12 protein-coding genes are annotated in these 13,484 nt (G+C 73.6%); 10 read left to right on the top strand and 2 right to left on the bottom strand.

The annotated features are described in order from the left end of the window. Positions 1 to 161: 161 nt before the first annotated feature. Entirely contained in the window at positions 162 to 1,916 is a 1,755-nt protein-coding gene (locus ACIO3P_RS29755; RefSeq protein WP_401854278.1) for a hypothetical protein, read from the top strand. A 55-nt stretch (positions 1,917 to 1,971) separates the two neighbouring features. Next, positions 1,972 to 3,180 (top strand): type VII secretion-associated serine protease mycosin, encoded by a 1,209-nt coding sequence (mycP, locus tag ACIO3P_RS29750; RefSeq protein ID WP_401854280.1) that lies wholly within the window; start codon positions 1,972 to 1,974, stop codon positions 3,178 to 3,180. Between the two features lie 21 nt (positions 3,181 to 3,201). Here the strand turns inward: mycP and ACIO3P_RS29745 are convergent, their stop codons facing one another. Then, a complete protein-coding gene (locus ACIO3P_RS29745; RefSeq protein WP_329824445.1) occupies positions 3,202 to 3,903 on the bottom strand; it encodes a serine hydrolase in 702 nt (233 codons plus the stop codon). 41 nt (positions 3,904 to 3,944) lie between these two features. Between ACIO3P_RS29745 and ACIO3P_RS29740 the strand changes: the two genes are divergently transcribed. After that, complete coding sequence (locus ACIO3P_RS29740; RefSeq protein WP_401854282.1) at positions 3,945 to 4,676, top strand: SseB family protein; 732 nt, start codon at positions 3,945 to 3,947, stop codon at positions 4,674 to 4,676. Between the two features lie 7 nt (positions 4,677 to 4,683). On the opposite strand, the gene ACIO3P_RS29735 is transcribed toward ACIO3P_RS29740, so the two are convergent. Further along, positions 4,684 to 5,064, bottom strand: a complete 381-nt coding sequence (locus tag ACIO3P_RS29735) for a DUF1844 domain-containing protein (protein ID WP_329824443.1) — start codon at positions 5,062 to 5,064, stop codon at positions 4,684 to 4,686. A gap of 364 nt (positions 5,065 to 5,428) precedes the next feature. On the opposite strand from ACIO3P_RS29735, the gene infC reads away from it, so the two are divergent. The 7 genes from infC (at position 5,429) to pheT (ending at position 13,087) form a co-directional block, all read left to right on the top strand. Beyond that, the gene (infC, locus tag ACIO3P_RS29730; protein WP_329824442.1) at positions 5,429 to 6,103 is read left to right on the top strand and encodes a translation initiation factor IF-3; all 675 of its coding nucleotides are present in this window, start codon (positions 5,429 to 5,431) and stop codon (positions 6,101 to 6,103) included. A gap of 130 nt (positions 6,104 to 6,233) precedes the next feature. Then, positions 6,234 to 6,428 (top strand): 50S ribosomal protein L35, encoded by a 195-nt coding sequence (gene rpmI, locus ACIO3P_RS29725; RefSeq protein ID WP_003947156.1) that lies wholly within the window; start codon positions 6,234 to 6,236, stop codon positions 6,426 to 6,428. A gap of 102 nt (positions 6,429 to 6,530) precedes the next feature. Beyond that, on the top strand, positions 6,531 to 6,917 hold the full coding sequence (rplT, locus tag ACIO3P_RS29720; RefSeq protein WP_041991468.1) for a 50S ribosomal protein L20: 387 nt from the start codon (positions 6,531 to 6,533) through the stop codon (positions 6,915 to 6,917). Between the two features lie 241 nt (positions 6,918 to 7,158). Then, positions 7,159 to 7,998, top strand: coding sequence for an RNA methyltransferase (locus tag ACIO3P_RS29715; RefSeq protein ID WP_329824441.1), 840 nt, complete (start codon positions 7,159 to 7,161; stop codon positions 7,996 to 7,998). An 83-nt stretch (positions 7,999 to 8,081) separates the two neighbouring features. Further along, positions 8,082 to 9,281, top strand: coding sequence for an ATP-binding protein (locus ACIO3P_RS29710; RefSeq protein ID WP_401854285.1), 1,200 nt, complete (start codon positions 8,082 to 8,084; stop codon positions 9,279 to 9,281). Positions 9,282 to 9,431: 150 nt separating this feature from the next. Continuing rightward, a complete protein-coding gene (gene pheS, locus ACIO3P_RS29705; protein WP_329824439.1) occupies positions 9,432 to 10,559 on the top strand; it encodes a phenylalanine--tRNA ligase subunit alpha in 1,128 nt (375 codons plus the stop codon). After that, positions 10,559 to 13,087: a phenylalanine--tRNA ligase subunit beta gene (gene pheT, locus ACIO3P_RS29700; protein WP_401854287.1), complete on the top strand. Its 2,529-nt coding sequence runs from the start codon at positions 10,559 to 10,561 to the stop codon at positions 13,085 to 13,087. Before pheS ends, pheT begins: the two co-directional genes overlap by 1 nt. Positions 13,088 to 13,484 lie beyond the last annotated feature (397 nt).

Raw genomic sequence — 13,484 nt, 5'->3', positions numbered from 1 at the left:
GGGGATGATCTGGGCAGATCACCCCGGGCCTTCGCGGACGTTCCCGCGGGGTGCTCTCCAGCCCGTAGAGTGACGCACACACCGCGTCGAACGGGCCCGCGCCGTACGTCCGGTAGCGGTGTGGGGCGGTTCAGGTCTGCATGGGTGTCACAGGGGGTCGGATGAGCACGGAGGCACCACGGGCTCCCATCCCGCCCCGCCCCACGGCACCTCCGCGCGTACCCGCCCAGTCGGCCGGCCATGGCCAGGACACTCCGGAAGGCCGGCAGGCGCCGTCCACGGACGCCGCCGCAGCAGCCGCTCCTCCGTCCGCCCAGGCCCCCGCCGCCTCCGCCACGCCCGCCGCCTCCGCCGCGCCCGCTGCCGCGAACCCGTCCGCGGGCGGGGCACGGTCCGGCGCACCCTCCCCGGTCCTGCCGTACGGCGACGTACGGTTCACCGCCGGCGGGCTCGCGCCGTACGGCCCCCGGCCGTCGGGCGGCGGGTACTTCAGCCGCGAGCGCGGTACCGCCGCCGCCCCGCCGCCCCCGCCCCGTACCGAGGCCCCCGTACCGGCGCCCGCCCGGCCGCTGCCCCCGGCCGCGGCACCGGCCCCCGAGCCGAAGCGCGCACCGGAGCGCGAGCCGGAGCCCGCGCGGACGCCCGAGCCGAAGCCTGAACCCAAGCCCGCGCCGGCGGCTGCCCCGGTGGCCGCCCCGGTGGCCGAGACGCCCGCCGTCCCGCGCCCCGCTCCGGCCCCCGCGGTCCCGCGCCCCGCCGAACCCCCGCGTGCCGACGAGCGCGTCGCCGAGCGGCGCCCCGCCGCCTCGGTGCAGGCGCCCCCGCCGCCCGCCGCCCCGCCCTTCCCGGCGCCTCCCGTCGGCCCCGGCCCCGGCCTCCCGTCGGCGAGCGGCACCACGCCCCGGACCACCCCCGTCCCGCCGACCGGCCTCCCGCGCCCCGCCGCCTCGAACAGCCCGTTCCCCACCCCGTTCCTGATCTCCGGCTCGCGCGCCCCCTACGCGCCGCCCGTCCCGGCCGCGCCCCCGGCCGTACCGCCGCGACCGGCCCGTCCCCCGGCGATGCCGTCCGCCCCGGCCGCGCCGACGGTGTTCCCGTGGGCCGCCGGACCCGCCGGTACGCCCTCGGAGAGCACCGCGCGGCTGCGTCCCGTTCCCGTACGCCGCCCGGCCAGGGCGGCCGCCGCCGTGGCCTGCGTGGTCCTCGGGGTCGGCCTCATCGGAGGCGCCGTCACCGGGAGCTGGCTGACCGGGGACTCGGCTGCGGAACCGGCCGCCAGGGACGACTTCGCCGTCGCACGCGGCCTCTGGCACAGCGTCCCCGTGGACACGCTCTTCCCGCGCACCCTCAAGGGCGACGGCGCGGGACCCGGCGCCGCCGACCGGCGGTGGACCCGGATCGGCGTCGCGCCCGACAGCGGCTGCGCCGGCGCGCTGGACCCCCTGCTGGAGCGGGTGCTGCGCCCCCTGGGCTGCTCACGGGTCGTGCGCGCCACCTACGTCGACGCGACCTCCAGCAGCGTCACCACCGTCGGGCTGGTCTTCACCCAGGGCGACGCGAACGCCATGGCGGCCCTGCGCACCCGCTTCCGGGTCGACGACCTCACCGAACGCACCGATCTGATGCCCCGTACGTACCCGGTCGAGGGCACCGTCGCCGGGACGTTCGGTGACGCGCAGCGTGCGAGCTGGACGGTGAACGTCCTCACCGAGGTCCCCGTCGTCGTGTTCGCCGTCTCCGGCTTCGCCGACGGGCGCCCGGTCGCCTCCCCCCAGCCCGCCGACCACGCCATGGTCAACGGCGCCACGACCCCGGCCGCACAAGCCGGTCTCGGACATGAGGCGAAAGGCGTCGCCGACCGTATAGAACGCGGGCTGCGCACAGCAGTCGACGCCGGCACGGTGGCACCCCGTTGACCCCTACGGGACACGGATCACCGGTGCCCACGAGAACGCGGAGGACCCGGAACCCATGACGTCGAAGACCGCCGCGACCAGGCGCGCGCGCCGCCACCGGATCGCCGCCGTCCTCACCGCCGCGTCCGTCCTGCTGCTCCCCGCGACCCCGGCGCACGCCGACGCGATCCGGGCCCAGCAGTGGGCGCTCGACGCGATGCACACCGAACAGGCGTGGCGCCACTCGCAGGGCACCGGCGTCACCGTCGCGGTCCTGGACACCGGCGTGGACGACACCCACCCGGACCTCTCCGGGCAGGTACTGCCCGGCAAGGACCTGATCGGCTTCGGCGCGCGCAGCGGCGACCGCTCCTGGGCCCGGCACGGTACGGCCATGGCCGGCATCATCGCGGGACACGGCCACGGAACCGGCCGCACCGACGGGGTGCTCGGCATCGCGCCCGAGTCGAAGATCCTTCCCGTACGGGTCATCCTGGAGGGCAGCGACCCGGCCCGCGCGAAGGCCCGCGCCTCCAAGGGCGGCGCCCTCGCCGAAGGCATCCGCTGGGCCGCCGACCAGGGCGCCGACGTCATCAACCTGTCCCTCGGCGACGACAGCGAGTCGGCCCATCCCGAACCGGCCGAGGACGCGGCCGTCCAGTACGCCCTGTCCCGGGGCGCGGTCGTCGTCGCCTCGGCGGGCAACGGCGGCGAGAAGGGCGACCACATCTCGTACCCCGCGGCCTACCCCGGGGTGATCGCCGTGACCGCCGTCGACGAGTACGGCACGCACGCGGCCTTCTCCACCCGGCGCTGGTACGCCACGGTCAGCGCGCCCGGCGTCGATGTCGTCATCGCCGACCCCGACCGCCGCTACTACGAGGGCTGGGGCACCAGCGCCGCCGCCGCGTTCGTCTCCGGCGCCGTCGCCCTCGTCCGCTCCGCCTACCCCGACCTCACCCCCGCGCAGATCAAGAAGCTCCTCGCCGACACCGCGCGCGACGCCCCGTCGAGCGGCCGCGACGACGCCCGGGGGTACGGCTTCGTCGACCCGGCCGCCGCGATCGAGGCGGGCGCGAAACTGTCCCGTACGGACCTCAAGAGCCAGTCCGCGGGGTTCGGCAAGCACTACTTCGGCAGCGGCCCCGACATCGCCGACGAGAACACGGACCCCGCCGTCTGGCTGGCCCCGGCCGCCGGTGCCGCCGGCGCCGTACTGCTGGCGGGCGCCGTGCTGCTCTGGCGGGGATCGGGCCGGCGCATCGGCATCGGACGCTGGCGCTGAGACAGCCGTACGCGGCCCGCCTCAGCCGCGCCGGACCCCCGTGATCCGGCGCACCGCGTCGACGGCGGCCTCCTCGACCCGGGCGATGCCCTCCTCCTTCGAAGCGTGGCCGTCGGACAGGACCGCCAACAGGCAGCCGTCCACCCGCCCCACGGAGTGGACGACCCACAGGCCGCTCTCCGTTCTGGGCAGCCAACCGTTCTTCAGAGCCACGCCGTCACCACAGCGGCTGGTCGCACTCGTCCGGGCTCCGGCGCCGCGCGCCGCCGACACGCCCCAGTCCTGCCCCGGCACCACCCGCCCCATCAGCCCCGCCAGATAGCGGCGCGACCGCAGGTCCAGCGGCGCGTCCGGCCGGGCGTCCGCGTCGAAGACCGCCTTCAGAAGGGTGAGCTGATCGCCCGCCGTGGTCCGCGTCAGCCCCCACGCCGGGGCCGCGGCGGTCCGCACCATGCCGAGTCGCGCATGCGCCGCGTCCAGCCCCGGTACGCCTCCGGCCGCCGCCCGCAGCGCCGTCGCCGCCTCGTTGTCGCTGCGCTCGATCATGGCCTCCGCGAGGCGCTCCTCGCCGGGGGCCGGCCACCGGCCCGCGTCCCGCGCCCGCAGCAGCAGGGCGGCGAGCACCGCGACCTTCACCACACTGGCGGTCACATACGTACGGTCCGCGCCGTACATGGCCTCGCACCCATCCGCCATGTCGTACACCGCCACCGAGAGATCCACCCGAGGACGGTACGCCCCGGCCGACGCTCTAGGCTCGTCCCGTGGCGCTCAAGAACATCCCTGACCCCGGTTTCTCCGACGACGACGGCACCGCCGACCCCGCCCTGACGGCGGCCCTCGCCGCCTGGGCCGAGGACCGCGCGGCCCACGGTCCCGTGCTGGCGGCGCTGCGTACGTCACGGCTGCTGGTGCCCATCGTGGCTGTCCTTGGGGAGGTCGAGGAGGACGAGAACGGTTTGCGCCGGGAGAAGACCAGCGACATGGCCGTGCCCACCCTCCGGGCCGGTGACCGGCGTGCTCTGCCCGCCTTCACCTCCGTCGAGGCGCTGGCCCGCTGGGACCCCGGGGCCAGGCCCGTCGCCGTACCGCTGCACCAGGCGCTCCAGGCCGCCGCGCACGAGCGGGCCGACACGGTCGTGCTCGACCTCGCCGGCCCCGTCCCGTACGAGATCACCGGGCCCGCCCTGCTGGCCCTCGCCGAGGGGCGCCCGGGCACCGGCCCGCTCGACGACCCCGCCGTGACCGCGGCGGTACGGGCCGCCGTGGCCGCGGAGCCCGCGGTGGTACGGGCGTATCTCGGCCCCGGCAGCGCGGACGGCACCGTCGCCCTCCTGCTGGACCCGGCCACGTCCCCGGCGGAGGCGGCCCGCAGCGTCGCGCGCGCCCTCGCGGACGACGACGTACTGAGGGCCCGCCTGGTGCGGGGCCTCGACCTGGCGGTGCTGCCGGCCGAGGCCACCCCACCGGGCGAGCCCCTGTACGTACGCGCCTAGAGCTTGGTCAGCCGTAGACCGGGCCCGTGTACTTCTCGCCCGGGCCCTGGCCCGGCTCGTCCGGTACGACCGACGCCTCGCGGAAGGCGAGCTGGAGCGACTTCAGTCCGTCGCGCAGCGGCGCCGCGTGGAACGAGCTGATCTCCGTCGTGCTCGCGTCCATCAGCCCGGCCAGCGCGTGGACCAGCTTGCGGGCCTCGTCCAGGTCCTTGTGCTCGTCGCCCTCCTCGGTCAGACCGAGCTTCACGGCCGCCGCGCTCATCAGGTTCACCGCGACCGTGACGATCACCTCGACGGCGGGGACTTCCGCGATGTCGCGGGCCATGGCGTCGTAGCCGGGTGATTCCGGGGCCGCCGGGGTGGACTGGGGGGAGGTCGCGTCGCTCATGCCCCACACGATAGGCCCACGCCGGGACCGCGCCGTGTGCGGGAGCGGCGGGGAGACACAGGGTTAGCGGGAGGCCCCGGGGGGTGCTAACCTTGTGTAACGACCGGCCGGTCACTTGTGTGTCCGGCCCACAAGTGGAGGCTCCGATCTCCCACCTGGCTGCCCCTTGAGGGCGGCGGGTCACCGGTCAGGTGGTGCCCATCGTTCCGTACGGACGATGGAACCGCCCGATGCGCCCCGTGGTACGTACGCGGCGGTGCTCCGGTATTCGAGGAGCTCCTGCCTGTGTGCCGTCCGGGGCATTTTTGCTGTGCCGCCGCGGTTGGTCTGAAACAGACGTTACGCGGCTGTCTGCCAGACAGTCGTGTGGTGCTACCGAGGAGGATCCATCAGCGCCGAGCCCCGCATCAACGACCGGATTCGCGTTCCCGAAGTGCGACTTGTCGGTCCCAGTGGCGAGCAGGTGGGCATTGTCCCGCTCGCCAAGGCCCTGGAGCTCGCACAGGAGTACGACCTGGACCTGGTCGAGGTCGCGGCGAACGCCCGTCCGCCCGTGTGCAAGCTCATGGACTACGGGAAGTTCAAGTACGAGTCGGCCATGAAGGCCCGTGAGGCGCGCAAGAACCAGGCGCACACGGTCATCAAGGAGATGAAGCTCCGGCCGAAGATCGACCCGCACGACTATGACACCAAGAAGGGTCACGTCGTCCGGTTCCTCAAGCAGGGTGACAAGGTCAAGATCACGATCATGTTCCGTGGTCGTGAGCAGTCCCGTCCGGAACTGGGCTTCCGACTGCTCCAGCGACTGGCTTCCGACGTCGAGGAGCTCGGCTTCATCGAGTCGAACCCGAAGCAGGACGGCCGGAACATGATCATGGTTCTTGGTCCGCACAAGAAGAAGACCGAGGCCATGGCCGAGGCCCGTGAGGCGCAGGCGGCCCGCAAGGCGGAGCGCCAGGGCCACACGCCCGAGGAGTCGGCCGACGAGAGTGTCGAGGCTCCGGCCGAGACCCCCGTCGAGGCATCTTCCGAGGTGTGATCCGTGGGGGCGCCACCCAGGCGGCCCCCGGCTCCGCTCGGAACCACACACCAGAGATCTGACGCTCCCGCGCGCCGGTCCAGAAGTCCGGACCGGCTGGGAGCGCCACTGACGAGGAGAGAACGGCGCTATGCCGAAGAACAAGTCGCACAGCGGTGCCAGCAAGCGCTTCAAGATCACCGGCTCCGGCAAGGTGCTGCGCGAGCGGGCCGGCAAGCGCCACCTGCTCGAGCACAAGTCGTCAAGGCTGACGCGTCGCCTCACCGGCAACGCCGAGATGGCCCCGGGCGACGCCAAGAAGATCAAGAAGCTTCTCGGCAAGTGATGTCGCCGCCCCCGGTGACCGGGGGCGCGGCAACAGGACCGGGACCTATTCGTTTCCGGGCCGTGTGAGTCCAACCACGGCCCCGCTACAAGGAGTCAACACGTGGCACGCGTCAAGCGGGCAGTCAACGCCCACAAGAAGCGCCGGGCAATCCTCGAAGCGGCCAGCGGTTACCGCGGCCAGCGTTCGCGCCTGTACCGGAAGGCGAAGGAGCAGGTCACCCACTCCCTCGTCTACAACTACAACGACCGCAAGAAGCGCAAGGGCGACTTCCGTCAGCTCTGGATCCAGCGGATCAACGCCGCTGCCCGTGCCAACGGCATCACCTACAACCGCTTCATCCAGGGTCTGAAGGCCGCCAACGTCGAGGTGGACCGCAAGATCCTCGCCGAGCTGGCCGTCAACGACACCAACGCGTTCGCCGCGCTGGTCGAGGTCGCCCAGAAGGCGCTCCCCAGCGACGTCAACGCCCCGAAGGCCGCGGCCTAAGAGCCGAGAGGCTCTTCACCGGCCCGCGCCCTTCCCGCCGGACCCGCAGGCACACCGCCTGCGGGTCCGGCGTGTTCCCGGGCCTCTCCCGCGCACGCCGCCGGGCCGCCGTACGGGACCCGCCCGTACCGCCGTACTCCCTGACCGCCGTACGGGACCGCCCGGCCCCCTGCGCCCCCCGTGCCGCCGGACGAGACCGCCCGTACTCCCGTACCGCCAGACGAGAAGCGAGCCGCCGCCCATGGGCACCCCCGAGCTGATCTCCCCGCGTTCCCCCCGTGTCACGGCCGCGCGCAGGCTCGCCAAGCGTGCCTTCCGCGGCAAGGAACGCCGGTTCATCGCCGAGGGGCCGCAGGCCGTACGTGAGGCGGTGGCCCACCGCGGGGCCGGCGGGGAGCCCACGCTCGTCGAGCTGTTCACCACCGCCGAGGCCGCCGAGCGGTACGCCGACATCGTCGACGCGGCCCGCGCCACCGGTGCCCGGGTGCACTTCGCCCCCGACACCGTCCTCGCCGAGGTCTCCCAGACCGTCACCCCGCAGGGGCTGCTCGGCGTCTGCCGCTTCCTGGACACGCCGTTCGCGGACGTCCTCGCCGCGGGGCCCCGGCTCGTCGCCGTCCTGGCCCATGTCCGCGACCCCGGCAACGCCGGTACGGTGCTGCGCTGCGCGGACGCCGCGGGGGCCGACGCCGTCGTCCTCACCGACGCCTCCGTCGACCTGTACAACCCCAAGTCCGTCCGCGCGTCGGCCGGCTCGCTCTTCCATCTGCCGGTCGTCGTCGGTGTCCCCGTGGAGCAGGCGGTACGCGGCCTCCAGGGCGCCGGGGTGCGCATCCTGGCCGCCGACGGGGCGGGCGAGGACGACCTCGACGACGAGCTGGACGCGGGCACCATGGCCGGGCCCACCGCCTGGGTCTTCGGCAACGAGGCGTGGGGGCTGCCGGCCGAGACCCGCGCGCTGGCGGACGCCGTCGTGCGGGTGCCGATCCACGGAAAGGCCGAGAGCTTGAACCTCGCGACCGCCGCGGCCGTATGTCTCTATGCCTCAGCGCGTGCCCAGCGCGTCCGCGGTATGCGCTGAGGGGGTCCGCCCGGTCACGGTCAGCTAGTAGTGTTGCGTGCTCGGGGACCCACTGAGCTACCCGGAAGAGGTGGGGTGCGGGGATGACCGTCGGGGCGAGCCGACCCGCAGGGGTCCAGGGAGCCTTACCGGCCGCGTTCGGTGCCGGCGCCGGGGAAGCGGGCGGCGTGCCCGCGGCGGACCCCGGTGATCCGGCGGACGACCACGCCGGCATCCCGGACGGAGCGGGGCTGGACCCCGACGAGCTCCCCGACGGGCTGATCGTCGCGGACGAGACCGGCCGCGTCGTCTGCTTCAACGCCGCCGCCGCGCGGATCACCGCCGTCGACCGCTCCGCCGCCCTCGGCCGCCCCGTGGACCGGGCGCTGCCGCTGGAGGACCTCAAGGGCCGCCGCTGGTGGGCGCTGACCGACCCGTACGGCGGCCTCGCCACCCGGACAGGACAGCCGGAGCGCAACCTGCTGCTCCCCGGCGGCCGGGAGGTCCTGGTCTCCGCCCGCTACGTCCGCGCGTACCCCACGGGCCCCGTCCGCAAGCTGGTGATCTGTGTCCGGGGCACGGAGGCCCGCCGCCGTACGGAGCTGAGCCATGCCGAGCTGATCGCCACCGTCGCCCACGAGCTGCGCTCGCCGCTGACCTCCGTCAAGGGGTTCACGGCGACCCTGCTCGCCAAGTGGGAGCGGTTCACCGACGACCAGAAGCGGCTGATGCTGGAGACCGTCGACGCCGACGCGAACCGGGTCACCCGGCTGATCGCCGAACTGCTCGACATCTCCCGGATCGACTCGGGCCGCCTGGAGGTGCGCCGTCAGCCCGTCGACATCGGCGCGGCCGTCGGCCGGCACGTCCAGTCGCACACCGCCTCGGGACAGTCGCCCGACCGTTTCCTGGTACGGATAGAACAGCCGCTGCCCGATCTGTGGGCGGATCCGGACAAGATCGACCAGGTGCTCGGCAACCTGCTGGAAAACGCGGTGCGCCACGGTGAGGGAACCGTCACCATCGAGGTGGCGCCCGCGCGGATCGAACACGCGGCGGAGAGCGAGAAGGGAACGGCCGTCACCGTGTGCGACGAAGGACCCGGCATCCCCGAGGAGTCGATGCAGCGCGTCTTCACCCGCTTCTGGCGGGGCAGCAAACGCGGCGGGACGGGGCTGGGCCTCTACATCGTCAAGGGCATCGTCGAGGCGCACGGCGGCACCATCACCGTGGGCCGCGGCCCCGGCGGCGGCGCGCGGTTCCGATTTATCCTGCCCGTCGGCGCTCCGGCCTACCTCTCCTGACGGTCTCCCGACCGCACCGGAGACCCCGGCCGGGCCGCCCGCGGGCCAATCCACCGTCGTACGACCCTTTAGACTCGGCTTTTGGCACCTTCACGCCCTCAGTGATCGAGCAGGGTCGTTTCGCCAAGCCAATCGGAAGTACGGGAAGAGATGTCCGCACCCAACAAGTCGTACGACCCGGTCGAGGTCGAGGCACTGAAACCGGAGCAGATCGAGCGCCTGCGGGACGAGGCGCTCGCCGCCTTCGCCGCCGCCGGTGACCTCGACGCGCTCGCCCACGCGAAGACCGCGCACACCGGGTCCACCTCGCCGCTCTCCCTCGCCAACCGGGAGATCGGCGCGCTGCCGCCGCAGGCCAAGGCCGAGGCGGGCAAGCGCGTGGGCCAGGCCCGCGCCGCCGTCGGCCGGGCCCTCGCCGCCCGCCAGACCGAGCTGGAGGCCGAGCGCGACGCCCGGGTGCTGGTCGAGGAGGCGGTGGACGTCACACTGCCGTACGACCGCACCCCGGCCGGCGCCCGCCACCCGCTCACCACCTTCATGGAGCGGGTCGCCGACGTCTTCGTGGCCATGGGGTACGAGGTCGCCGAGGGGCCCGAGGCCGAGGCCGAGTGGTTCAACTTCGACGCCCTCAACTTCGTGCCCGACCACCCGGCGCGCCAGATGCAGGACACCTTCTTCGTCGCGGGCCCCGAGGGCACCACCGGTGACGAGTCCGGTGTGGTGCTCCGTACGCACACCTCGCCGGTCCAGGCCCGCGCCCTGATCGACCGCGAACCGCCCGTCTACATCGTCTGCCCCGGGCGGGTCTACCGCACCGACGAGCTGGACGCCACGCACACCCCGGTCTTCCACCAGATCGAGCTGCTCGCCGTCGACGAGGGCCTGACCATGGCCGACCTCAAGGGCACCCTGGACCACATGGTGCAGGCGCTCTTCGGCCCGGACATGAAGACCCGGCTCCGCCCGAACTTCTTCCCGTTCACCGAGCCGTCCGCCGAGATGGACATGGTCTGCTACGTCTGCCGCGGCGCGTCCGTCGGCGACCCCGACCGGCCCTGCCGCACCTGCGGCAGCGAGGGCTGGATCGAGCTGGGCGGCTGCGGCATGGTCAACCCCAAGGTGCTCACCGCCTGCGGCGTCGACCCCAAGAAGTACAGCGGATTCGCCTTCGGGTTCGGCATCGAACGGATGCTGATGTTCCGCCACAACGTCGAAGACATGCGAGACATGGTCGAGGGTGACGTCCGGTTCACCCGGCCGTTCGGGATGGAGATCTGATGCGCGTCCCGCTTTCCTGGCTGCGGGAGTACGTCGACCTGCCGACGACGGAGACCGGCCGTGACGTACAGGCCCGGCTCGTCTCCGCCGGTCTGGAGGTCGAGACCGTCGAGCAGCTCGGCGGCGGCCTCAAGGGCCCCCTCGTCGTCGGCAAGGTCCTCACCATCGAGGAACTGGAGGGCTTCAAGAAGCCCATCCGCTTCTGCACCGTCGACGTCGGCACCGCCAACGGCACCGGCGCACCGCAGGAGATCGTCTGCGGCGCCCGTAACTTCGCCGTCGGCGACAAGGTCGTGGTCGTGCTGCCCGGCGCCGTCCTCCCCGGCGACTTCGCGATCGCCGCGCGCAAGACGTACGGCAGGACCTCGCACGGCATGATCTGTTCCGGCGACGAGCTGGGCATGGGCGACGACGGCTCGGGCGGCATCATCGTCCTGCCGCCGGAGTACGAGCCGGGCACCGACGCCATCGCGCTCCTGGAGCTGGTGGACGAGGTCCTGGACATCGCGGTCACCCCCGACCGCGGCTACTGCCTCTCGCTGCGCGGCGTCGCCCGCGAGACCGCCATCGCGTACGGCCTGCCGCTGCGCGACCCGGCGCTGCTCGACGTCCCCGCGCCGAACGCGTACGGCCACCCCGTGAAGATCGCCGACCCGATGGGCTGCGACCGCTTCACCGCGCGTACGGTCACCGGTCTCGACCCCGAGGCCCGGTCCCCGATCTGGCTGAGCCGCCGCCTCCAGAAGGCCGGCATGCGGCCGATCTCGCTCGCGGTCGACATCACCAACTACGTGATGCTGGAGCTGGGCCAGCCGCTGCACGCCTACGACCGGACCCGGCTCGAAGGCCCGATCGGCGTGCGCCGTGCCGAGGCCGGCGAGAAGATCACCACGCTCGACGGGGTGCAGCGCGTCCTGGACGCCCAGGACCTGGTCATCACCGACGACCGCGGGCCGATCGGCCTCGCGGGCGTGATGGGCGGTGCCCACACCGAGATCGCCGATGTCGTCACCGACGCCGAGACCGGCGCCGTGCACGGCACGACCGAGGTCGTCATCGAGGCCGCGCACTTCGACGCGATCACCATCGCCCGCACCGCGCGCCGCCACAAGCTGCCCTCCGAGGCGTCCAAGCGCTTCGAGCGCGGCGTCGACCCGGAGGCCACCGCCGCCGCCGCGCAGCGCACCGTCGACCTGCTGGTCCTCCTCGCGGGCGGCTCCGCGGAGGCCGGGGTCACCGAGGTCGTCGCGCCCTCCGCGCCGCACACCATCACCATGCCCGCCGACCACCCCGACCGCGTCGCGGGTGTCGGCTACGGCAGGGAGACCGTCGTACGACGCCTCCAGGAGGTCGGCTGCGACGTGTACGGGCAGGACGAGCTGATCGTCACCGTCCCGTCCTGGCGCCCCGACCTCGGCGAGCCCAACGACCTCGCCGAGGAGGTCATCCGCCTGGAGGGGTACGAGAACCTGCCCTCCACGCTGCCGACCCCGCCGTCCGGCCGCGGGCTCACCGAGCGGCAGCGGCTGCACCGCCGCGTCGGCCGCGCCCTGGCCGGCGCCGGCTACGTCGAGGCGCTGAACTACCCGTTCACCGGCGAGGCCGTCCTCGACGCGTTCGGCCTCCCGGCCGACGACGACCGGCGCCGTACGGTCACCCTCGTCAACCCGCTCTCCGACGAGGAGCCCGCGCTGCGCACCACGCTGCTGCCCGGACTCCTCACCGCGCTGCGCCGCAACGACGGCCGGGGCTCGCACGACCTCGCGCTCTTCGAGACCGGGCTGGTCTTCCGGCCGACCGGCGAGGAGACCGTACCGGTACGGCTGCCCGTCGACCGGCGGCCCACCGACGAGGAGATCGCCTCCCTCGACGCCGCGCTGCCGCGCCAGCCGCGCCACGCCGCGGTCGTCCTGTCCGGCGCGCGCGAGCAGGCCGGCTGGTGGGGCAAGGGCACCCGGGCGAACTGGGCGGACGCCGTCGAGGCGGCCCGCACCGTCGCCCGGGAGGCCGGCGTCGAGCTCGCCGTACGGGCCGACCGCCACGAGCCGTGGCACCCCGGCCGCTGCGCCGCGCTGTTCGCGACCGTGGACGGCACGGAGACGCTCGTCGGGCACGCCGGTGAGCTGCACCCGCGCGTCGTCAAGGCGCTCGGGCTGCCGGAGCGCACCAGCGCCATGGAGATCGAGCTGGACCTGCTGGAGCGCGCGGGCACCGGCGTGCTCCAGGCGCCGCGCATCTCCACCTACCCGGTGGCCACCCAGGACGTGGCGCTGGTCGTCGCGGACGACGTGCCCGCCGGTGACGTGGAGCGGGCGCTGCACGAGGGGGCGGGCGAACTCCTGGAGTCGCTGCGGCTGTTCGACGTCTTCTCCGGCGAGCAGGTCGGCGCGGGGAACAAGTCCCTCGCGTACGCCCTGCGCTTCCGCGCCACCGACCGCACGCTGACGGTCGAGGAGGCCACGGCGGCCCGTGACGCGGCCGTCGCGCTCGCCGCCGAGCGGACCGGGGCGGTACTGCGGGGAGCGTAACCGCCTGTCGCGAAGGGTCTTTCGGCCTTTCGTTCGACAGATCGTGAAGCCCCTGAGGGGCGCGTCCGGGTCTCCGGACGCGCCCCTCACTCATTTGAGTGAGAACCCTCGGCGGGTCGCGCCATCGGCGGCCAGTGATCGACACAATCGATCCGGCCGCGACGGTCGACGTACGCCCAACGGCTGAGTGGCCGGACGGCCGAGGGGGGCCGACGTATGAATCGGACCAGTGCAGAAAAGCAGACAACCGAGGAGGAGACCGCCTCCTGGGGTTTCGTGGAGTGCGCGATCCCCGGCGGTCTGCTCGCGCTGGTGATCACCTGGGAGCTGACGCGCCCGCCCTCGGAGCGCGACACGCTCCTTCCCCGCATCGTGACCTGCGTGGCCTTCGTCCTGG

It is taken from the genome of Streptomyces sp. NPDC087310 (assembly GCF_044744405.1).
Lineage (GTDB): Bacteria > Actinomycetota > Actinomycetes > Streptomycetales > Streptomycetaceae > Streptomyces.
This window is presented reverse-complemented; position numbering and strand designations above follow the sequence as displayed.

What these genes read in the sequence shown, in the direction of transcription:
- ACIO3P_RS29755 (WP_401854278.1), top strand. Translation starts at nt 162, where the DNA reads ATGAGCACGGAGGCACCACGGGCTCCCATCCCGCCCCGCCCCACGGCA.
- mycP (WP_401854280.1), top strand. Translation starts at nt 1,972, where the DNA reads ATGACGTCGAAGACCGCCGCGACCAGGCGCGCGCGCCGCCACCGGATC.
- ACIO3P_RS29735 (WP_329824443.1), bottom strand. Translation starts at nt 5,064, where the DNA reads ATGAGCGACGCGACCTCCCCCCAGTCCACCCCGGCGGCCCCGGAATCA.
- rpmI (WP_003947156.1), top strand. Translation starts at nt 6,234, where the DNA reads ATGCCGAAGAACAAGTCGCACAGCGGTGCCAGCAAGCGCTTCAAGATC.
- ACIO3P_RS29715 (WP_329824441.1), top strand. Translation starts at nt 7,159, where the DNA reads ATGGGCACCCCCGAGCTGATCTCCCCGCGTTCCCCCCGTGTCACGGCC.
- ACIO3P_RS29710 (WP_401854285.1), top strand. Translation starts at nt 8,082, where the DNA reads ATGACCGTCGGGGCGAGCCGACCCGCAGGGGTCCAGGGAGCCTTACCG.
- pheS (WP_329824439.1), top strand. Translation starts at nt 9,432, where the DNA reads ATGTCCGCACCCAACAAGTCGTACGACCCGGTCGAGGTCGAGGCACTG.
- pheT (WP_401854287.1), top strand. Translation starts at nt 10,559, where the DNA reads ATGCGCGTCCCGCTTTCCTGGCTGCGGGAGTACGTCGACCTGCCGACG.